This window comes from Hydrogenophaga defluvii, from assembly GCF_042665235.1.
GTDB classification, from domain to species: domain Bacteria; phylum Pseudomonadota; class Gammaproteobacteria; order Burkholderiales; family Burkholderiaceae_C; genus Hydrogenophaga; species Hydrogenophaga defluvii_A.
Genome location: NZ_JBHTBZ010000004.1, coordinates 99842 through 118879, shown reverse-complemented (window position 1 = coordinate 118879; position 19038 = coordinate 99842). Strand labels below are relative to the sequence as shown.

The window sequence follows — 19038 nt, the reverse complement described above, 5'->3', positions numbered from 1 at the left end:
GCTGACGGTAGGACTTTGAGCCCCCGCCAAATCGGTGCCGCTCTCAGCATCTCCAAATCCACCATCAGCGAAATCGCCAGCTACGCGCGCACGGCCGGCGTGGCATGGACGCTGGCCCAGACCTTGAGCGATGAAGAGCTCCAGTACCGGCTCTGCAAACCTCCAGGGCTTCGCGCGCCCAGCCACCTTGCGTCCGACTGCGCCCACAAACTCACTGCAGCCATACACGTTGCGCAGCATCACACCCATGGAGGCAAAGAGGCGGAAGATGTCGGGCGCCACAGCAGCGCCACCCGTGAAAGCGATGCGGGCGCCCTTGAGACCGAGCTGATCGCGCAAGGGCTTCAGCACCAGCAGGTCTGCCAGGGGCTGCAGCGCACGCACCCACCACGCACGTGTGCGCGTGTCGAGTTGGTCTGCACGGGCCAGTCGACCGATTCGAATGCCCCAATCGACCACTTTCTGTCGCCACGGGGCCGCATCCAGCATGCGCGCATGCACACGTGCTGCCAAGCTTTCCCACTGGCGCGGGCCGAAGAACACCATCTCGCAGGCCAGCTCCCGGATCGCCTCCTGAATCTGATCTGGCCGCTCTGCGAAGCTAACCCGCATGGGCGCCATGAGTCCAAGGGTGACACCCACCCATTGCTCGGTGGCCCACGACAGAGGGATGTACGACAGGTACTCGCAACCCGCGGGCACCTGCACTGTCCTGCCGATCAGATCGGCGTTGTGCAACAGTGAGGCGTGTGTGGTGATCACGCCTTTCGGCGCCCCGGTGGTGCCCGATGTGTAGGACAGCACGGCAATGTCACTGCTTTGCCCCTGGGCGATCGCTTCCTCAAACCACGTCCTGCCGGCTGGCGTCGCAGTCCCCCGGAAGGCCTCCCAGCCCAGCAAACCTTCGTTTTCGTAAGACCAGAGGCCCCCTGGTTCCCACCACACAATCGTATGCAGGCCGCGGTGCCTCTCCATCACGGGCAGCACTTTGTCGACTTGCTCCTGATCTTCTGCGAACACACAGACGGCCTGCGCGTCCGCAACCACGTAATCCAGTTCAGCTTCTGCTGCGTCCGGATACAGGGCCACGACCTTGGCGCCGACCGCCATCGCAGCCCACTCCGCCCAATAGAGTTGCGGCCGGTTTTCACTCAGCAGCACCACGGTTTCGCCACGCTGCACGCCGCGCGCGTGCAAGCCAAGCGCCAGCGCACACACCTCGTCTCGCACATCGGCCCAGGTGAATTCCTTCCAGACGCCATCAAGCTTGTGCCTCTGTGCCACTTCAGCCGGACGCGTTGTCGCGTTGTGCAGCAGCCACTGGGGAAGTGTTTGGGGCGGGTTTGTTGTGTGGGAACTCATGCCTTTCCTCCCAGATAGGCCGAGATCACGTGTTCGTCTTGCTGCACGGCGACGGGCGAAGCGTCGGCGATCTTGCGACCGAAATTCAGAACAACTACACGGTCGGCGATGTCCATCACCACACCCATGTCGTGCTCGACCAGCACCACCGGAATTTGCCGCGATTCGCGGATATCCAGGATGAAACGGGCAAGGTCTTCCTTCTCTTCCCCGTTCATTCCGGCCATGGGCTCGTCCAGAAGCAACATGCGCGGCTCCATTGCCAGCGCGCGCCCAAGATCGACCCGCTTGCGCATGCCGTAGCCCAGTGTCCCCACCTTCTGGTGGCGCAGGTGTTCCAGCTCAAGGAACCCGAGGATCTCTTCGGCAATGGCCCGCTGTGCGATCTCTTCCCGGTGTGCGAAGGGGTAGTAAAAGAAGGCGGTGGTCAGGGTGCTCTTCATGTGCATGTACCGCCCCACCAGAATGTTGTCGAGCACACTCATATTCGGTAACAAGTGGGTGCCCTGAAAAGTTCGCACCAGGCCCGTCTGGGCCACACGGTGAACCGGCAAGTGCCCGATATCCAGACCATCGAATCGCACACTGCCCTGGCTCGGTCGATAGAAGCCTGACAGCACATTCAACAGCGAACTTTTTCCGGCACCGTTGGGGCCAATGAGCGCCACCAGCTCCTGCTGTCCGATGTTCACCGAGATGTCGGCCAGGGCGGTGACACCGCCGAACTTGAGGGTGATGCCACGTGCTTCCAGCATGGCCGGTTGGCGCGTCGCTTCAGTCATGGGTTTTGGCCCCGGGTAATTGATGAAAACGAGGAGCGGCCACACTGCTCAGAATGCCTTCGGGCGTGCGCTGGTAGGTACCCCTAGCCGTGTTGTGTGGGTGCTGCGCCGCTTCCTCCAAACTCAGGACAGGCGCGAAGCAGACATCGGTACCCTCTAGCAGCGCCTCCCAATGGGCACGTGGCTGGCTCGCGAACAGCGCTACCAGTCGCGCCTTCAACGCAGGCCAGGCGCGGTGGTCAAACTGCTGTTTCAGATCAACGTCAGGCAAGCCCAGCTTGTCGATCAGCAGCGCGTAGAACTGAGGCTCCAACGCACCTAGGGTGATGTGACCCTCGTCAGAGCAGCGGTAAACGTCGTAGAACGGCGAATCGTGAAACGGACTTGGTTGCGGACCGTCAATCTGGCCGCTGCTGCGAACCCACTGCACAATGCCACCGAGCATGGCGACGATGTCCACAATGGCGGCGTCCACGACACAGCCTTGGCCGCTGCTGCGCGCTTGATGAATCGCACACACCATGCCAAAAGCCAGACCCAGCGCTCCGCTGGCGTCGCCCACCACAGTAGGCGGCACGATGGGACGGTCGCCCCGGTGCGCCGAGAGCGACAGCAGCCCGGAGAGCGCGACGTAATTCAGATCATGCCCCGCAGCCTGAGCCAGCGGGCCGCTCTGACCCCAACCGGTCATGCGGCCGTAAACGATGCGCGGATTGACCCTTGCGCACTCCGCCGGCCCCAGACCCAGTCGCTCCATCACGCCGGGGCGATTGCCCTCAATCAGTGCGTCGGCCTTCGCCACCAAGGCGAGCGCCTGCTCACGGGCCGCGTCTTGCTTCAAGTCCAGAATCACCACGGCTTTGCCTGACCGCATGGGGTTCCCGCCGGTGCCGCCCAGCTGCGCCGTCACGGCGCCTTGCTGTGGGCGCGCGATCACCGTGACCTCGGCACCCATATCGGCCAGCATGCGCGCAGCCAACGGACCCGGGCCAATGCCTTCGAATTCGACGATGCGCACACCCTTCAGCGGTGAAGACAGCGCTGTGCTCATGCGCCCAGCCTCCGGGCGATCAGGTCTTTCATGATCTCGGTGGTGCCGCCATAGATGCGTTGAATGCGAGCGTCTGCATAGAGCCTCGCGATCGGGTACTCGGCCATGTAACCGTAACCCCCGAAGAGTTGCAGGCATTCATCGGTCACTTTGCCTTGCTGCTCGGTACACCACCACTTCGCCATGTAGGCGGCTTCATCGTCGAGCGTGCCGTCCAGCAGGCGCTGGATGCAGTCGTTGACAAAACTGCGCACCACGTGAGCCAGCGTGGCGCATTCGGCTAGCTTGAATCGGGTGTTCTGGAAGTCGAACACACTCTGGCCAAATGCCTTTCGGCCCTGGGTGTACTCGACCGTGAGTGCGACCGCCAGTTCGATCACTGCAGCGGCGGGAACGGCCAGCATCAATCGCTCAAAAGGCAACTGGCTCATCAACTGGCGAAAGCCCTGGCCTTCCTGCTCGCCCAGCAGGCGGTCCGCGCTCACGCGCACGCCGTCAAAAAACAACTCAGCGGTGTCGGATGCGTGCTGCCCCAGCTTCTCCAGGCGGCGGCCGACGCGAAAACCCGGGAGGTCTTCGGTTTCCAGGACCAGCAGCGACACGCCGCTGGCACCGGGCCCGCCTGTGCGGACGGCGACCACCAGCAAGTTGGCGGTGTAGCCGTTGGAGATGAAAGTTTTGGCGCCGTCGATCACATAGTGGTCGCCATCTTTGCTGGCCTTGGTGCGCAGCGCTTTCAAGTCAGAGCCACAACCGGGCTCGGTCAGTGCGATGCCCGCCAGCAGTTCGCCGCTGGCCAGCTTGGGCAGCCATCGCTGCTTCTGCTCTTCGGTGCCGTAGTCGACGATGTAATGTGCGGCGATGGTGTGCACCGCCGAGTTGGCGGGCACCTCGGCTCGGGCCAACTCGTCTTGCACCACCAGCTGGTAAGCCAGGTTTGCCCCAGCACCGCCGAATTCCTCGGCCAGCTCTGGCATCAGAAAGCCAAGTTCTCCGAAGGCGCGCCAGACCTCGCGCGGAATAAAGCCCTGGCGGCGCCAGCCGTCCAAGTGCGGCACCATCTCACGTTCAATGTAACGGCGCGCCTGTGCGCGGAAAGCCTCGATCTCCTCGTCCATCCAGGCGTGCCGGTAAAGCTGGGGCAGCATGCTCATGGCGTCAGATCCCCGTCAAGCCGCCGCTGCACATCAGCGTCTGGCCGCTCACGTAATCGGACTCGGGGATGCACAGCAGATAGACCGCACCAGCAGCTTCGTCGGGCGAGCCGCCACGGCCCAGCGGGATCATCCGCTCCATGGCCGCCATCAGGTCGGGGTTCACCCCCACCTTGATCTCGCGACCGTCGATGTTCTCGGTGGCATCACTGTCAGCGCTAACCGTCAAACGTGTCTTGATGAAGCCGTAAGCCACACAGTTGACCGTCACGTTCATGCGGCCCCACTCTTTGGCCATCCTGCTGGAGAAGCTGGACGTGCTGCGCGCCATGCTGCACGGGTTCGACTACAGCGCGTTCAAGACCGGCGGGCACAAGACCCTGGCGGGTGCGGCCAACCACGTGCTGGGCATCGTGTCCGACGCCAAGGGCAAGGACGGCAAGCCAGTGCGCGACGGCAAGAAGCGCTTTGCCGATGCTGCCCTGGCCATGAGCAAGGCGTTCAGCCTGTGCTGCACCCTTGACGAGGCCAAGGCCCTGCGCGACGAGGTGGCCTTCCTGCAGGCGGTCAAGGTGATCTTGACCAAGCGCGACATCAGCACCCAGAAGAAGACCAACGAGCAGCGCGAGGTCGCCATCCGCCAGATCATCAGCCAGGCGGTGGTGAGCGAGGCAGTGGTGGACATCGTCCAGGTCGATGCACGGCATGCCCTGCACCTCGCGCACAGTGCGCTCCAGGGTCACGTTCCAGCGACTTCTCACCACGGCCGTGTCCATGCGCGCCAGGTCCAGTACCGTCTTGATGCCGCCTTCTCGCAGCTGCGCGGCAATGCGTGGCCCTACACCCCAGACCTCACCCACGTCGGTGGCACCCAGGATGGCTTCCAGCTCACCTTGGCTCAGCACCGCCAGGTTGCACACCCGGGACAGGTGCTCGGGGTAGCTCCCTGGCTTTCGCTCGGCCGTCTTGGCGATGAAGTTGGCCAGCTTGGCCAGCGTCTTGGTCGGTGCGATCCCGATCCCGCACGGGATGCCCGTCCAGCGCAGGATGCGGTCTCGGATGATGTGGGCTCTTCTGGTCAGGTCTCTGAGTCGAAACCGTCAACAAACGCCGCTTCCCCCATCAAAGGGTCGTCCCCCCGCAGCCGCTCAATGGTTGCCTGCACCCGTTCAACGTCTTGCTGCGCCTCGTCCACTGCTGCCTGTGCTTCGCGAATCTTGCCCACGTCGCCAGTCTTGGGCGCATTGCCGAGCGCGTCCGTCATCATGGCCAAAGTCGCGTTGGCATTGTCCAGCCGCTTCAGAACAGTCTCTGCATGTGCAGCATCGCGCTGATATTCCGGGGTGGCCTGCGCACTGAGTATCGTGTTTATCTGCGCCTGGCGCGCGCATGTCGCTCGCCGGGCATCGTGCAACTGCCGAACCATCGCACGACGCCAAAACGCCATGGCCGCCTCACTTTTAACCTTCAGCGCGTCCGCCTGCTCTCGAAGCCCAATCAGAAGCGCGCGAGCACGGTCTATGTCACCCTCTCTCGCCTTCGCTTCCCCAAGTGCACGGGCGTACTCATCTTCAGCAAGATGCCACTGGCTCTGAACTTCCACAGGGGGCGACCCGACGACCAACATCGCCGCACGAACCAGCTCGAACGCCCGGGTCACGCCCCGGCGCGCCTTTCGAGCATCAGGATGTGCGAGCATTTCCTGGTCGGGGCCGGCGTCCCAGTCGCCGTAGTGTCCAGCGATTTGGCCGCCAAGGCCCCCCATCATCCAGGCGGCCAACTGGTACTCATCGAATGGGAAGGGCAACCCCGGCTCTTGATTCGGGTCGTTGGGCTCATCCGGGTGATCAACCAATTCCCAGTAAGGTTTCCAAAGGTACTCCGGCAGCCAGAAGCTGACATCCGCGCACCCATCCTTGTCCGGCCATACACCACGGTCATCCACGCGAAGAAAGCTCAGGCCGGAATAGGCTCCATCAGGCCCAAACAACCCAGAGCCGTCGATGATCATCTGCGCGTTGGATTTGTCGTACTTGTCCATGTGCACTCCCTCAGTGCAACCCCGAAAATAGAAGCCCCAGCAGGCGGGTCAGGGAAACCCGCTTTTCGGTTCGCGGGCCTAGCTGGGGCAAAAAAGAAATCAGGCAACGACCTGAGGCTGGCGCCGACGCTTGACCGGCGCCATGGGTTCGATACGAAGCACCACGCGGCCACCCACGGCCTCGGCGTAGCGCTGCACGGTACGCAGGGATGGCGGGCGCTTGCCGCTCTCCAGGCGTGCAATCACGCTCTGTGTGGTGCCCATCCGCAGCGCCACTTCGGTCTGCGTCAGATCAGCGCGAGTCCTCGCCTCGATCAACTGCCGAGCCATGTCGAACTCGTCGGCCAGATCGTCATAAGCCTGCTGTGTTCTGCTGTCGGCCAGCAGCTCGGCTTTGAGTGTCTTGAGCGTCTTCATTTGTGGGCCTCCAGGCGTTTCAGGGCTGTTTCAATGGCACTGCGCGGGGTGGCCTGCGTCTTCTTGACAAAGACATGCAGCACCAACAGACGGCGACCTTGAACGGCGGCGTACACCGCGCGGGAAATGCCATCACGACCCTGCATGCGCATCTCCCACAACTTGCTTTCCAGTGGTCGAACATGAGGCAGGCCAACACGCTGCGGGCCAAATTCCTCCAGCAACTCCGCGATGTGCAGAAACCGGGCACGCATGTCGGCAGGAAGTGCCATCAATTCAGCCTCGGCCGCCCCGTGAAGTGTCACCGTCCAATGGTTCACATCATAGCCTTTTTGCAATATTTATGCGACGACGCGCAGCGTACCCGGCTCGTCAACGGGCTCAAACTTCACGCCAGCCAAGCTCAACACATGCGAGGTGATTTGCTCGACGTAGGGGCGAAGGGCGTCGATGCTCCGGGGCTTGTACCCCTCAGCCGTGGCGCTGGGCCTGTGCCCTTGCACCTGGGCGATGGCACCGGCAGGGGCGCCAGCCGCCTCACCCAAAAGAGCAAACGAACGCCGCAGGCCGTGGATGGTCAAGTGGTCGATGCCCGCGCTCTTGAGTGCTGTCTGATGGCTTGACCTCGGATCGGTCAGGCGCCCGGACTTGCTGACGCTGGCGAAAACATATTCGCTCTTGCGCGGCAGGCTGCCCAGCAGCCACGCAAGGTAGGCCGACAGCGGGATGGTGCGCGTGTCGCCCACCTTGTCCGCCAGCGTGACCTTGCACCACCGGAAATCGATGTGTTCCCACTTGAGGGCAGCCACCTCCTCGCGTCGTGCGCCGGTCAGCAACAACGTGCGCAGGTAAGCCGACGCCACCGGGTTGGCCAACTGCATCACTCCCGACCACCATCCCGCCACCTGGGCCGACTCCAGAGCATCGGTGCGCCGGCTCTCGCCAATGCTTGGCAGTGTGTCAAGGATGGCAGGCGCCCGACCAGCATCAGAGTCCACCAAATCGCGGTACTCGCGCTGACCGGCACACCAGCGCAAAAAGCCCCGGAACATCATCAGCGCGCGAGCAGCCTGGTGCTTGCCCGCTTTGGCCTCACGGTCGTGCCACACCTTCAGCGTGTCCTCGTTGATTTCAGCCAACGGCTTGGCAAGCAGCGGGAAGATCGGGCCTGGCCGGGTCAGGCCAGTGCCGCGCTTTTTCTTTTCGCCACCAGCGGCGGCCATCTTCTGCAGATCGGCCAGGTAGCGCGGCTTCCATGCTTCGCGCCGCTTCGGCTTGCCGTTGGCTATGTAGCTCGGCCAGAGGTCACCCACCGTCAACGCTTTGGCCGCCTGCTCTGCTTTTGCTGCGGCCGCTTCGGCAGCCTTCTGGCGCTCCACCTCGCGGGGGTCGGTGCCACTATCGATCATCTGCTTCAGCTCGGCGGCACGCTTGCGTGCCTTGTCAAGCGTCCAGTCAGCAGCAGTGCCGATGTTCACGCGGATGGTGGCGCCTTTCAACCTGCCTTCAAAGGCGTAGGTCTTGCGCCCCGAAGGGGTGGCCCGAAGCATCAAGGCCGGCGCCTCGGTGTCCCACAAAAAGGCCTGTGCCCTGTCAGGCGGGCAAGCGAAGGCATCAACCCTGCCAGCCGTCAATCGCACTCGGTTTGATCCTGTTGCCATATTTCCGACACCGGAACTCAACTACTTGTAGGCAATCTGTAGGCAAATTTGACCAAAAAAGGCAAATCCAGATCAACACAAGAAAGCCAAGAAATCCGCCTATGTTGTTGATTTTTATAGATTCTACCTATACCGATCAACATAGGCAAACACCCCTATTCACTCATTCGTAATGAGAAGGTCGGGGGTTCGACTCCTCTCTCCGGCACCACATCAAAAAGCCCCTCGCTGTCATGGCGGGGGGCTTTTTTCATGGGCATCCCAGGCGCTCAGTTCGCCTTGCGTGCGTGGTTGACCGCCGTGCGCAGGCCCAGCAAATAACTGTCCACACCAAAGCCGGCGATCTGGCCCTGGGCGATGTCAGCGATGACCGAATGGTGGCGGAAGGGCTCGCGCGCGTGCACGTTGGACATGTGCACCTCCACGATGGGGCAGGCCAGGATGGCCAGTGCATCGCGGATACCGTAGCTGTAGTGGGTCCAGGCGCCGGCGTTGATGACGACCGCGTCCACCTGATCGGCATGGGCCTGGTGGATGCGCTCGCACAGGGCGCCCTCAAAGTTGGTCTGGAAGGTTTCGACAGTCACGCCCAGTTCCTGGCCCAGGGCCAGCAGTTGTGCATCGATGTCTGCCAGCGTGGCGGTGCCGTACTGCGTGGAGTCGCGTTTGCCGAACATGTTGAGGTTGATGCCGTGCAGGACGAGGACGTTCATGGGTGCTCCGAGGTCAAAAACGGTTCAATGATCGGCGCGGTGCAATTTGGCGTGGATGCGCTGGGTGGTGCGCCACACAGCCCACAACACCACCGGCACCAGCGCGCCGGCGGCCAGCTCGGGGTGCAGCGGCAGGCCGGCGGCCTTGCCGGCCTTGGCCAGGTAGAGCAACAGGCTGATCACGTAGTAGGAGATGGCGGCGATGGACAGGCCTTCGACGGTGCTTTGCAGGCGCAACTGCAGTTCCTGCCCACGCGTGAGTTTTTCCAGCAGTTGCTGGTTCTGGGCCTCGGTGACGATGTCCACACGGGTGCGCAAGAGGTCGCTGGTGCGTGAAATGCGCTCAGACAGCGAGGCCAGGCGCTGCGCCGTGGCCGCCACGGTGGCCATGGCGGGTGACAGGCGCCGCTGCATGAACTCGCCGATGGTCTGGGTACCTGGAATGGCTTTTTCACGCAGCTCGGCAATGCGCTGGGACACCAGGGTGTCGTAGGCGCGGGTGGCGGCGAAACGGTAGGCGTGTTCGGCCGTGGCGCGCTCCACGCTGGCGGCCACCGACACCAGTTCGTCCAGCAGCGCCTGCTCGGACGTGCTCTTGTTTTCCAGCTGCGCGGTGATGGCCGCCAGTCGGCGCTCGGCATCGGCCAGCGTGGGCGACAAAGCCTTGGCCACCGGCAAGCCACGCAAGGCCATGAGGCGGTAGGTTTCAAGCTCCAGCAGGCGTTGCGAAATGCGTCCGGCCCGGGTTTCGGTGGTGCCCGGTGGCGCGATGACCAACATGCGCTCGAAGCCATCGTCACGCAGGGCAAAGTCGGTCAAGGCCCACGAATGCCCCCCCCCCAGCTGCGACGCCACCAGGCTGTCGCGCCCCAACCAGCGCTGGGCCTGGGCCATCAAGGCCGCGTGGGCGGCCGGCGTGGCGTCGGGCCAGTCCGCGTTCACCATGGCCAGCTGTATGGCCGCCACGGTGCGGCCCGGGATGTTGGCCAGCCATTCAGCGGGCACCGCCAGACCACGCAACAGGTCGGGCACGGCCGCGCCCAGGCCAGCTTCTTCGGGCAAAGCCTGCACCAACGAGTAGCGCGTGAATTCGGTGTGCCGCTCCCACTTGAGCGTGTGCTGCTCAAAACGCAGGCGCAGAAAATTGCCTTGCAGGCTGTCCAGCGGCAAATGGCCCTGCCCCGGCAGGCGGCGCAGGTGCTCGCACTCCTGCTCGCGGCTCACCCCCTCATTGAGCACGGCCACGAACACGATCAACGCGGGCAGGCGGATGCGGGCGGACGGTCGGGCATGCACCTCGTTGTGCAGCAGCACGCGCTGGGTGTCGTCGGGCGGCAGCAGCCGCGCCGGTGTTGGGCAGTCATCAGGGAGGGGGAATTCGGCCATAGCCGACATTGTGCTTGCTGCGGGCGTTCACACCGCGCGGGGATAATGCACACACTCTCACCAAGCCACCCAAGATGCTGCAACGACGACAACTGGTGCAACTGGCGGCCCTGGCCCCGCTGGTGCCCCACGCACAGGCACAAACCACCCCAACACCCCCCGCACTCCCGCGCCGCCTGGGCCGGCTGATGCCCATTGGCGGCGCCGAAGACCGCATGCAGGACCGCGTCGTCCTGCGCCGTTTTGTGGAGCTGTGTGGTGGGGCCGGTGCCCGCATCCGCGTGCTGTCGGCCGCCAGCGCCGACCCCCAAGGGGTGTGGCAGGCCTACCAGGGCGTGTTCGCCGAGCTGGGGGTGCAGCACACTGCCCACCTCGACATCCCCACCCTGGAGCACGCCAACAGCACCGCCGTGGTGGACCAGATCCTCGACACCGATGGTCTGTTCATCTCTGGCGGCGATCAAAGCCGGCTGATGGCCCTGCTGTGGGAGACCGAGGCCTTCCGCGCCCTGCACACCGCGTTTCATGTGCGCGGCTGCTGCATTGCCGGCACCAGCGCGGGCGCGGCTGTGTTGTCGCGCCACATGCTCGCGCAAGGCGATGCCCCCCGCCTGCCGGAAAAAGAAGCCGCCGAGCTGGACCTGGGCCTGGGCTTCGTGTCGCGCGCAATCATCGACCAGCATTTTTCCGAGCGTGGCCGCCTGGGTCGGCTGCTGTCGGTGCTGGCCCAGCGCCCCGACATGTTGGGCGTGGGCATCGACGAGGACACCGCGCTGGTGATCGAGCGTGGCGTGGGCATTGAGGTGGTGGGCCGTGGCGCCGTGACCCTGCTCGACGGCCGCCAGTTGCGCAGCAACTACGACGACGTTGAAAGCCGCGAACGCCTCGAAATGTTGGGCGTGCGCTTGAACCTGTTGCCGGCCGGTCGGCGCTACATCGTGTCGCCTGGCAGCGAAAGCTGGCGCCGCATGCCGCCCCACCTGCGCGAAGCCGTTGCCTTGCTGGTGGCGCCCGGCCCGATTCGGGGCTGACCACCCTTGCGGCGCACGCGTTGTGCCCGACAAATTGCGGTAAGGTTCCGGGTCCGCGCGACCTTGCGCGGCCGTTATTCAGGAGTCCTCCCATGTCCCGACTGTCCCGCCGGCCCCTGCTGCGTTGCGCACTGGGTGCCACCCTGGTTGCCGCCACGTTGATGGGCAACCTCGCCCACGCCCAAAGTGGCAAAACCATCAAACTCATGGTGGGTTTTCCGCCGGGTGGTGGCACCGATGCCATCGCACGCATCCTGGCCGAACCCCTGAAGGACGCACTGGGCGCCACCGTGGTGGTGGACAACAAGCCCGGCGCCGGTGGCCAGATCGCCGGTCAGGCCCTCAAGGCCGCCGCGCCCGATGGCACCACCTTCTTCCTCTCGCACGACCACAGCATCTCCATCCTGCCGCTGGTCATGAAAAACGCGGGCTACGAGCCCGCCAAGGACTTTGTGCCGGTGGCCGGCTTCGCCACGTTTGTCAACGCCTTCGCCGTCTCGGGCGGCACACCGGCCAAGAGCTTCAACGAGTACGTGGCATGGACGCAGCAGCAGGGCAAGGGCTCGGTGGGCGTGCCCGCGCCGGCATCGGTGCCCGAGTTCCTGGTGAAGGTCATTGGCGGCAAGTACAAGCTGGATCTGGTGGCCGCACCCTACCGTGGCAGCGCGCCCATGATGGCCGACATGCTGGGCAACCAGATCCCGGCCGGGGTGGCCTCGGTGCCCGATTTCATCGAAAACCACAAGGCCGGCAAGCTGCGCGTGGTGGCGGTGCTGGGTGACAAACGCCAGGCCGCCCTGCCCGACGTGCCCACCTTTGCCGAGCTGGGCTTGGCCGGCTTCGAGGACGTGCCCTACTACGGCATCTTCGCGCCCGCTGGCACACCGCCCGCCACCATCGAAGCCTTCGGCGCCGCCTTGCAGAAAACGCTGGCACAGCCGGACGTGCGTGCCAAGCTGACCGCCATGGGCCTGAGCGTGGGCTTCAGCAGCAGCCAGCAGCTGGCCGCGCGGGAGGCCGCTTACGCGAAGGTGTGGGCCCGCATCATCAAAGAAACGGGTTTCGTCCCTCAGTAAGTCATTCTTGGAAGCCGCCGGCACGCAGGGTGATCACCAGCGTGTCGCGCCAACCCAAGCCATCCGGCCCGTCCACGGGCTGGATGGGCGTGGTCTCATGGATCACGCGCTCGTCGTCCAGCAGCAGCAGCGACCAGGATTCGGTCAGCGTGAAGCGCTGGCCATTGGGGCCCTGGGCTTCAAACACACGGCTTTCACCGCCCTTGATGCGGTGGCGCCCGACCATGAACACCGCCACGAAGTCCACGCCATCGCGGTGAGCGCCCTCGGGGGTGGGCCGGCCAATGCCGTCGGTGGTGTCGATGCGGAACAGGTGCGACTCGATGTACCAGGGCTGCTGGCCCTTCAGGCTGGACGCTGCCGCCGCCAGCTGCCGCAGCAATTGCGTCCAAGTGGGATTGGCCACCACGGTGGGGTCCATGGGTTCGAACCAGCGCAGCATGCCGCCGTGCAAGGCGTTGTAGGCCACGGGCTGCCAGTGGGCGCGGTGGGGCGCCTGTTCCACCTTCTCCCCGTCCACCACAAAACAGCTGTGGCGGCGGCACCGGTAGCGGCCACCGTCTTTGAGGTAGGCATCGCTGGGCAGATCGTCCCAGGCCGGCTGGAGCGCAGCCAGGGACTGGGCCGACAGGCCCGCCCACTGCTGCACGGAACGCGCGTCCAGCACGGCGTATCCCTGTTGTTGAACGGTGGGCAAAAGCCGGTCAAACGGCACACACGGAGGAAGGAAATGGGCGCTCATGGCGGCAGTGTATGCGGGCGGGAAAACCACAGTCCCACAAGCCTACCCCGTGCGGTATGTTCAGGCCACTGCCTCACATGCACGCCCCCATGAACGCCGTCACCGAACCTGAACAGCCCACCACGTCAAACACACAGGCTCCGGCCGAAGAGCAGGGGCCGTCCATCTTCTCGCTGCCCCTGACCCCGTTGCGCCCGACCGATCCGCTGCGCTGGCTGGCGCTGGGCTGGGCCGACTTCAAGCGAGCGCCCAAGCTGGGCCTGTTTTATGGCCTGTGTTTTTTTGTCATGGGCCACGCGCTGCTCTGGGTGTTTCGCACCGCACCGGCCTACGTGCTGGCCCTGAGCGCGGGGTTTCTGTTGATGGGGCCCTTTCTTTGCCTGGGCCTCTACCACGCCAGCCGCGCACTGGAACAGGGCCAAGCGCCCCGCCTCGGTGAATCGCTGGTGGCCTGGCGCCCCACCCGAGGCACCATGGCCATCTTCGCGGGCGTGCTGTTGATTCTGGAGATGTTGTGGGGCCGCGCGTCGCTGGTGGTGTTCGCGGTCACCTTCAACACCATGCCCAGCACCGACAAGCTGCTGCCCGCCCTGATCGCACCCGAGAACATCAGTTTCCTGATCACCTACGTGGTGGTGGGCGCCGTGTTTGCGGGCCTGATTTTTGTCACCAGCGTCATCTCCATTCCCATGATCCTGGACCGGAAGGTGGACGCGATTTCGGCCGGCCTCACCAGCATCCGGGCCAGCCTGCAAAACCCCGGCGTCATGCTGTTGTGGGGCGGGCTGATCACGGTCGTGATCGGCCTGTCCATGCTGCCGGCGTTTCTGGGCCTGCTGGTCAGTGGCCCGGTGATTGGGCACGCCACCTGGCACGCCTACCGGCACATCGTGCCCCGGCCGGCCTGAGCCCCAGTCTCGGATTCAGTCGCCGCGCAACAAGCGCCAGGCCAGCCACATGCCGGCCAGGGCGTTGCTCAGCGCCAACACCCCAACCACCGCCATGCCCAAGGTATTGAGCGTGTCGCTGCGCAACAGCCACCCCCAGAGTGTGGACAAGAGGTTGACCGCCACCATCAGCCAAAACAAGGTGCGGCGGGGTTGCCACAGCCGGGCCAGCCCCTTTTGGGCGCCTGGGCTGTGGATGGACTGTGAACGATGTTGCATTGGGGCCATGTTAGCGCCGGAACGCACCCCATGTGGCATGGAACCTGCATCTACCGCTGGGCGCACGAGGTGAAACCCCATGAGGCATTTGCATAAAGCGCCAGCGTAAACCCCGATGCTGCCTGCTTTTGCCCCACGTTACAGTTCCGCGCTTGGCAGGCCATCGGCCCGGCCATACCCATCCTGATGTTCAAAAACTGGAGCCCATCCATGAAATTCAAGACCCTGCACTTCGCCACCGCCGCTGTTGCGTTTGCTGCTTCTGTGGCTGCCCTGCCCGCGCATGCCGGCAAAACGCTGGATGCCATCAAGGCGCGTGGCCAGGTGGTGTGTGGCGTCAACACCGGCTTGGCGGGCTTCTCCGCCGCCGACGCCAGCGGCAAGTGGACCGGCCTGGACGTGGACATTTGCCGCGCCATCGCCGCAGCCGTGTTGAACGACGCGGAAAAGGTCAAGTACGTGCCGCTGAACGCGGCGCAGCGCTTCACCGCCCTGCAGTCCGGCGAAGTGGACATCCTGTCGCGCAACACCACCTTCACCCTGACCCGTGACGCCTCGCTGGGCTTGGTGCAAACCGCCGTCACCTACTACGACGGGCAAGGCTTCATGGTGCCGGTCAAGAGCAAGATCAAGAGTGCCAAACAACTCAAGGGCCAGACCGTGTGCGTGCAATCCGGCACCACCACCGAGAAGAACCTGACCGACTACGCCAAGGCCAACAACCTGGGCATCAAGCCGGTGGTGTTCGAAAAGGTGGAAGCCGCCACGGGCGCCTACTTCGCGGGCCGCTGCATCGCCTACACCACCGACGCCTCCGGCCTGGCCTCGGTGCGCAACAAGGAAGCCAAGGACCCGGCAGAACACGTGATCCTGCCCGAGCTGATTTCCAAGGAGCCCCTGGGCCCCATGGTGCGTCGCGGTGACGACGAGTGGTTCACCATCGCCAAGTGGGTGGTGTACGGCCTGATCGAAGCCGAAGAGTACGGCGTGACTGCGGCCAACGCCGACCAGCTCAAGGCCACCAGCACCGACCCGGTGGTGCAACGCCTGCTGGGCGGCGGCAACGAGGACTCGGGCAAGCTCATGGGTCTGGACAAGGAATGGCTGCTGCGCGGCATCAAGGCCACCGGCAACTACGGTGAAATTTTCGAACGCAACGTGGGCCCCAAGTCGGCGCTGGCGCTGCCACGTGGCCTGAACAACCAGTGGACCAAGGGCGGTCTGCAGTACGCCTTCCCGGTTCGCTGAACCATCTTGACCGACCTGGGCACATGAGCATCTGACCATGTGCCCCTTCTTTGCCCCTCCTGCCTGTGCGGTCCGCCGCGCAGGCAGCGTCTGAGTGTTCCCATGAGCGCACCTCCACCCAGCAAAACCAACCGCTGGTCCTGGCGCAGCCAGGCCTTCCGGGGCCTGGTCTACCAGGTCATCGCCGTCGCCGCCATCGGGTTGATGGTGTGGTTACTGGCCCACAACACGCTGGAAAACATGCGTGTGCGTGGCATCCAGAGCGGCTTCGACTTCCTCAAGTCCAGCGCCGGTTTCGACATCGGCGAAAGCCTGTTCCCCTTCGATTCCGCCGAGCCCTACTGGCGTGCCTTTCTGGTGGGGCTGGCCAACACCTTGCGTGTGGCGCTGGTCGGCATTGTGTTGACCACCCTGATCGGCACCCTCATCGGCGTGGGCCGGTTTTCGCGCAACGCGCTGGTGCGCGGCCTGTGCTCGGCCTATGTGGAATTTTTCCGCAACGTGCCGGTGCTGCTGCAACTGCTGATGTGGTACTTGCTGCTGACCGAGCTGCTGCCCGCGTCGTACGAAGCCTGGCAAGCAGGTCCATTCTTCCTCAGCAAGAGTGGCATCAACTTCCCCATTCCCGACTGGGCGCCTGGTCACCTGTGGGCCGCCATTGGGCTGTTGGCGGGTGTGGCCCTGGCGTGGATGCACCAGGGCTGGGCACGCCGACGCTTTGAAGCCACTGGCAAGCCGCCGAGCATCTTCTGGGCACCGCTGGCCGTCATCCTTGGCGCCGGCCTGGTGGGCTGGATTGTGGGTGGAGCACCTACTGCCATGTCTGTACCCAAAGAAGGTGAGTTCGCCATCGAAGGCGGCGGCTCGCTGACCCCCGAGTTCATTGCCGTGCTGCTGGGCCTGACCGTCTACACCGCCGCCTTCGTGGCCGAGGTGGTGCGCGCCGGTATTCAGTCGGTGCCACGTGGCCAAGCCGAAGCTTCGGCCGCACTGGGTCTGAACAAGGGCCAGGAAATGCGGCTGGTGATGTTGCCGCAGGCCATGCGGGTGATCATCCCGCCGCTGACCAACCAGTACCTCAACCTCACCAAAAACTCCTCGCTCGCGGTGGCCATCGGTTACCCCGACGTGGTGTCCATCGCGAACACAGCACTCAACCAGACAGGCCGCGCGGTGGAATGTATTGCCATCGTGATGGCGGTCTACCTCACCACCTCGCTGGCCACATCGCTGCTGATGAACTGGTACAACGACCGTGCGGCGATCAAGGAACGTTGAAGGTGGCACACCCATGAACACCCCCACTCAAAGCTTTGTTCCCATTCCGCCACGACCGGCGCCCAACCGCACCGATGGCCCGGTGGCCTGGATGCGTACCAACCTGTTCAGCGACGCCAGGACTTCGCTGGCCACGGTCGTCATCGGCGGCCTGCTGCTGTGGTACCTGCCATCCCTGATTCACTGGGCATTGTTCAGTGCCGTCTGGCGGCCCGATTTTGACGCCTGCCGCGCCGATGGCGCAGGTGCTTGCTGGGGCGTGATCACGGCCAAATACCGTCTGATCCTGCTCGGCCGCTACCCCTTCGAAGAACAATGGCGCCCCGTGCTGGCCACTGCGCTGATGGTGGGATTGCTGGTGGCCAGCTGCATGCGCATGTTCTGGCACCGCTGGCTCGCTGCCCTGTGGGTGGTGGTGCTGGTGACGGTGTTCACGCTGATGTACGGCGGCAAATTCGGCCTGAGCGTGGTGGAAACCGACCGCTGGGGTGGCCTGCCACTGACCATCCTGCTGTCCTCGTTGTCCATCGTGATGGCCTTTCCCATCGCTTTGCTGGTGGCGCTGGGCAAACGCTCGCGCATGCCGGCCATCCGGAGTTTTTGTGTCATCTACATTGAACTGATCCGGGGCGTGCCGCTGATCTCGGTGTTGTTCATGGCTTCGTTCATGTTCCCGCTGTTCATGCCACAAGGGGTCAGCATCGATGTGCTGATCCGTGTGCTGGCCGGCATCACGCTGTTTGCAGCGGCCTACATGGCCGAGGTGATTCGCGGTGGCCTGCAAGCCATTCCCAAGGGGCAGATCGAGGCTGCCGCCACGCTGGGCCTGAGCTATTGGCAGACCCAGCGCAAGATCGTGCTGCCACAGGCCTTGGCCATGGTGGTGCCGGGCATCATGAACAACTTCATCTCCATCTTCAAAGACACCTCGCTGGTCACCATCGTGAGCCTCTACGAGCTGACCGGTGCCATGGGCCTGGCGCTGAACTCCGACGCCGACTGGCGCCCTTTCAAGATCGAAGCCTACCTTTTCATCGCCCTCATCTACTTCGGCTTCTGCTTCGCCATGTCGCGCTACAGCCTGTGGGTGGAAAAACAAGTCAACAAAAGCAAACTCCGCTGAGGCCAGCCATGAGCGACCCCATCATCACCTTCGAAAAAGTCAACAAGTGGTACGGCAACAGCTTCCACGTGTTGCGAGACATCGACCTGAGCGTGACCAAAGGCGAACGCATTGTCATCTGCGGGCCCTCTGGCTCGGGCAAGTCCACCCTCATCCGCTGCATCAACCGCCTGGAAGAACACCAGCAAGGCACGCTCAGGGTGGACGGTGTGGAACTCACCGACGACATCAAGGCCATCGACCAGGTGCGCAAGGAAGTCGGTATGGTGTTCCAGCAGTTCAACCTGTTCCCCCACCTCACGGTGCTGGAGAACCTCACACTGTCGCCCATGTGGGTGGGCAAGCTGCCCAAGAAGGAAGCCGAGGAACGTGCCATGGCGCAGCTCAAGCGGGTGCGCATTGCCGAGCAGGCCGACAAGTACCCACTGCAGCTCTCGGGTGGCCAGCAGCAGCGTGTGGCGATCGCGCGCGCGCTGTGCCTGACGCCCAAGATCATGCTGTTCGATGAGCCCACCTCGGCCCTGGACCCCGAGATGATCAAGGAAGTGCTGGACGTGATGATCGAGCTGGCCAACCAGGGCATCACCATGATTTGTGTCACGCACGAAATGGGTTTTGCCAAGGCCGTGGCCGACCGCGTGATCTTCATGGACCAGGGCCAGATCGTGGAGCAGAACACGCCGCACGAGTTCTTCAATAACCCGCAGAACGAACGCAGCAAGGACTTCCTGTCCAAGATCCTGGGCCACTGAGATGCCCGTTTGACTGCAGCCTGAGCGGCTTGCTGGCATGATCGCGGGTCGATTC

At 63.9% G+C, this 19038-nt stretch carries 18 protein-coding genes and 4 pseudogenes; 8 read left to right on the top strand and 14 right to left on the bottom strand.

Annotated features, from left to right (window positions below):
- Positions 1–255: 255 nt before the first annotated feature.
- The 5 genes and pseudogenes from ACFQU0_RS01210 to ACFQU0_RS01190 all read right to left on the bottom strand — a co-directional run.
- Positions 256–1362: pseudogene (locus ACFQU0_RS01210) on the bottom strand (AMP-binding protein); the annotation flags it as partial.
- Positions 1359–2144 carry an ABC transporter ATP-binding protein gene (locus tag ACFQU0_RS01205; RefSeq protein WP_382198063.1) on the bottom strand — a complete coding sequence of 262 codons (786 nt, stop codon included), beginning with the start codon at positions 2142–2144 and terminating at the stop codon, positions 1359–1361. The gene ACFQU0_RS01205 and the pseudogene ACFQU0_RS01210, both read right to left, overlap by 4 nt.
- Complete coding sequence (locus ACFQU0_RS01200; protein ID WP_382198062.1) at positions 2137–3195, bottom strand: CaiB/BaiF CoA transferase family protein; 1059 nt, start codon at positions 3193–3195, stop codon at positions 2137–2139. The genes ACFQU0_RS01205 and ACFQU0_RS01200 overlap by 8 nt, the downstream gene beginning before the upstream one ends.
- Entirely contained in the window at positions 3192–4343 is a 1152-nt protein-coding gene (locus ACFQU0_RS01195) for an acyl-CoA dehydrogenase family protein (protein ID WP_382198268.1), read from the bottom strand. Before ACFQU0_RS01195 ends, ACFQU0_RS01200 begins: the two co-directional genes overlap by 4 nt.
- 10 nt (positions 4344–4353) lie before the next feature.
- Positions 4354–4647, bottom strand: a pseudogene (locus ACFQU0_RS01190) (SDR family oxidoreductase); the annotation flags it as partial.
- Between ACFQU0_RS01190 and ACFQU0_RS01185 the strand changes: the two are divergent.
- Positions 4643–5035 (top strand): annotated as a pseudogene (locus ACFQU0_RS01185) (type I restriction enzyme endonuclease domain-containing protein); the annotation flags it as partial. The pseudogenes ACFQU0_RS01190 and ACFQU0_RS01185 overlap by 5 nt on opposite strands.
- Here the strand turns inward: ACFQU0_RS01185 and ACFQU0_RS01180 are convergent.
- From ACFQU0_RS01180 to ACFQU0_RS01150, 7 genes and pseudogenes are all read right to left on the bottom strand, one after another.
- Positions 5033–5434 (bottom strand): annotated as a pseudogene (locus ACFQU0_RS01180) (Y-family DNA polymerase); the annotation flags it as partial. The pseudogenes ACFQU0_RS01185 and ACFQU0_RS01180 overlap by 3 nt on opposite strands.
- A complete protein-coding gene (locus ACFQU0_RS01175; protein ID WP_382198280.1) occupies positions 5428–6390 on the bottom strand; it encodes a hypothetical protein in 963 nt (320 codons plus the stop codon). The pseudogene ACFQU0_RS01180 and the gene ACFQU0_RS01175, both read right to left, overlap by 7 nt.
- A 99-nt stretch (positions 6391–6489) precedes the next feature.
- Entirely contained in the window at positions 6490–6807 is a 318-nt protein-coding gene (locus ACFQU0_RS01170) for a helix-turn-helix transcriptional regulator (RefSeq protein WP_382198061.1), read from the bottom strand.
- Positions 6804–7079, bottom strand: coding sequence for a type II toxin-antitoxin system RelE/ParE family toxin (locus ACFQU0_RS01165; RefSeq protein WP_382198059.1), 276 nt, complete (start codon positions 7077–7079; stop codon positions 6804–6806). The genes ACFQU0_RS01170 and ACFQU0_RS01165 overlap by 4 nt, the downstream gene beginning before the upstream one ends.
- Positions 7080–7148: 69 nt before the next feature.
- Positions 7149–8468 carry a tyrosine-type recombinase/integrase gene (locus tag ACFQU0_RS01160; protein WP_382198057.1) on the bottom strand — a complete coding sequence of 440 codons (1320 nt, stop codon included), beginning with the start codon at positions 8466–8468 and terminating at the stop codon, positions 7149–7151.
- Positions 8469–8737: 269 nt separating this feature from the next.
- Positions 8738–9181: a type II 3-dehydroquinate dehydratase gene (gene aroQ, locus ACFQU0_RS01155; RefSeq protein WP_382198056.1), complete on the bottom strand. Its 444-nt coding sequence runs from the start codon at positions 9179–9181 to the stop codon at positions 8738–8740.
- Between the two features lie 24 nt (positions 9182–9205).
- The gene (locus ACFQU0_RS01150) at positions 9206–10567 is read right to left on the bottom strand and encodes a DUF3422 family protein (RefSeq protein ID WP_382198054.1); all 1362 of its coding nucleotides are present in this window, start codon (positions 10565–10567) and stop codon (positions 9206–9208) included.
- A gap of 74 nt (positions 10568–10641) precedes the next feature.
- Between ACFQU0_RS01150 and ACFQU0_RS01145 the strand changes: the two genes are divergently transcribed.
- Together ACFQU0_RS01145 and ACFQU0_RS01140 are read left to right on the top strand one after the other, a co-directional pair.
- Positions 10642–11598: a cyanophycinase gene (locus ACFQU0_RS01145; RefSeq protein ID WP_382198052.1), complete on the top strand. Its 957-nt coding sequence runs from the start codon at positions 10642–10644 to the stop codon at positions 11596–11598.
- A gap of 92 nt (positions 11599–11690) precedes the next feature.
- Positions 11691–12674, top strand: a complete 984-nt coding sequence (locus tag ACFQU0_RS01140) for a Bug family tripartite tricarboxylate transporter substrate binding protein (protein WP_382198050.1) — start codon at positions 11691–11693, stop codon at positions 12672–12674.
- A gap of 1 nt (position 12675) precedes the next feature.
- Here the strand turns inward: ACFQU0_RS01140 and ACFQU0_RS01135 are convergent, their stop codons facing one another.
- Positions 12676–13416 (bottom strand): 2OG-Fe dioxygenase family protein, encoded by a 741-nt coding sequence (locus tag ACFQU0_RS01135; protein ID WP_382198048.1) that lies wholly within the window; start codon positions 13414–13416, stop codon positions 12676–12678.
- Positions 13417–13505: 89 nt separating this feature from the next.
- Here ACFQU0_RS01135 and ACFQU0_RS01130 point away from each other — a divergent pair, with 89 nt between their 5' ends.
- Complete coding sequence (locus ACFQU0_RS01130; protein WP_382198047.1) at positions 13506–14324, top strand: DUF2189 domain-containing protein; 819 nt, start codon at positions 13506–13508, stop codon at positions 14322–14324.
- Between the two features lie 15 nt (positions 14325–14339).
- On the opposite strand, the gene ACFQU0_RS01125 is transcribed toward ACFQU0_RS01130, so the two are convergent.
- Positions 14340–14582, bottom strand: a complete 243-nt coding sequence (locus tag ACFQU0_RS01125) for a hypothetical protein (RefSeq protein WP_382198045.1) — start codon at positions 14580–14582, stop codon at positions 14340–14342.
- 210 nt (positions 14583–14792) lie between these two features.
- On the opposite strand from ACFQU0_RS01125, the gene ACFQU0_RS01120 reads away from it, so the two are divergent.
- The 4 genes from ACFQU0_RS01120 (at position 14793) to ACFQU0_RS01105 (ending at position 18983) form a co-directional block, all read left to right on the top strand.
- Positions 14793–15830, top strand: coding sequence for an amino acid ABC transporter substrate-binding protein (locus ACFQU0_RS01120; RefSeq protein ID WP_382198043.1), 1038 nt, complete (start codon positions 14793–14795; stop codon positions 15828–15830).
- A gap of 102 nt (positions 15831–15932) precedes the next feature.
- Positions 15933–17108, top strand: a complete 1176-nt coding sequence (locus tag ACFQU0_RS01115; RefSeq protein ID WP_382198041.1) for an amino acid ABC transporter permease — start codon at positions 15933–15935, stop codon at positions 17106–17108.
- A 13-nt stretch (positions 17109–17121) separates the two neighbouring features.
- Positions 17122–18231: an amino acid ABC transporter permease gene (locus tag ACFQU0_RS01110; RefSeq protein WP_382198039.1), complete on the top strand. Its 1110-nt coding sequence runs from the start codon at positions 17122–17124 to the stop codon at positions 18229–18231.
- A gap of 8 nt (positions 18232–18239) precedes the next feature.
- The gene (locus ACFQU0_RS01105) at positions 18240–18983 is read left to right on the top strand and encodes an amino acid ABC transporter ATP-binding protein (RefSeq protein WP_382198037.1); all 744 of its coding nucleotides are present in this window, start codon (positions 18240–18242) and stop codon (positions 18981–18983) included.
- Positions 18984–19038 lie beyond the last annotated feature (55 nt).

Bases quoted from the DNA above. Each gene is read 5' to 3' on its own strand.
- ACFQU0_RS01160 (WP_382198057.1), bottom strand. From the start codon at position 8,468: ATGGCAACAGGATCAAACCGAGTGCGATTGACGGCTGGCAGGGTTGAT.
- ACFQU0_RS01105 (WP_382198037.1), top strand. From the start codon at position 18,240: ATGAGCGACCCCATCATCACCTTCGAAAAAGTCAACAAGTGGTACGGC.
- ACFQU0_RS01125 (WP_382198045.1), bottom strand. From the start codon at position 14,582: ATGCAACATCGTTCACAGTCCATCCACAGCCCAGGCGCCCAAAAGGGG.
- ACFQU0_RS01205 (WP_382198063.1), bottom strand. From the start codon at position 2,144: ATGACTGAAGCGACGCGCCAACCGGCCATGCTGGAAGCACGTGGCATC.
- ACFQU0_RS01150 (WP_382198054.1), bottom strand. From the start codon at position 10,567: ATGGCCGAATTCCCCCTCCCTGATGACTGCCCAACACCGGCGCGGCTG.
- ACFQU0_RS01120 (WP_382198043.1), top strand. From the start codon at position 14,793: ATGAAATTCAAGACCCTGCACTTCGCCACCGCCGCTGTTGCGTTTGCT.
- ACFQU0_RS01170 (WP_382198061.1), bottom strand. From the start codon at position 6,807: ATGAAGACGCTCAAGACACTCAAAGCCGAGCTGCTGGCCGACAGCAGA.
- aroQ (WP_382198056.1), bottom strand. From the start codon at position 9,181: ATGAACGTCCTCGTCCTGCACGGCATCAACCTCAACATGTTCGGCAAA.
- ACFQU0_RS01195 (WP_382198268.1), bottom strand. From the start codon at position 4,343: ATGCTGCCCCAGCTTTACCGGCACGCCTGGATGGACGAGGAGATCGAG.
- ACFQU0_RS01165 (WP_382198059.1), bottom strand. From the start codon at position 7,079: ATGGCACTTCCTGCCGACATGCGTGCCCGGTTTCTGCACATCGCGGAG.
- ACFQU0_RS01110 (WP_382198039.1), top strand. From the start codon at position 17,122: ATGAACACCCCCACTCAAAGCTTTGTTCCCATTCCGCCACGACCGGCG.
- ACFQU0_RS01130 (WP_382198047.1), top strand. From the start codon at position 13,506: ATGAACGCCGTCACCGAACCTGAACAGCCCACCACGTCAAACACACAG.
- ACFQU0_RS01175 (WP_382198280.1), bottom strand. From the start codon at position 6,390: ATGGACAAGTACGACAAATCCAACGCGCAGATGATCATCGACGGCTCT.
- ACFQU0_RS01145 (WP_382198052.1), top strand. From the start codon at position 10,642: ATGCTGCAACGACGACAACTGGTGCAACTGGCGGCCCTGGCCCCGCTG.
- ACFQU0_RS01140 (WP_382198050.1), top strand. From the start codon at position 11,691: ATGTCCCGACTGTCCCGCCGGCCCCTGCTGCGTTGCGCACTGGGTGCC.
- ACFQU0_RS01115 (WP_382198041.1), top strand. From the start codon at position 15,933: ATGAGCGCACCTCCACCCAGCAAAACCAACCGCTGGTCCTGGCGCAGC.
- ACFQU0_RS01200 (WP_382198062.1), bottom strand. From the start codon at position 3,195: ATGAGCACAGCGCTGTCTTCACCGCTGAAGGGTGTGCGCATCGTCGAA.
- ACFQU0_RS01135 (WP_382198048.1), bottom strand. From the start codon at position 13,416: ATGAGCGCCCATTTCCTTCCTCCGTGTGTGCCGTTTGACCGGCTTTTG.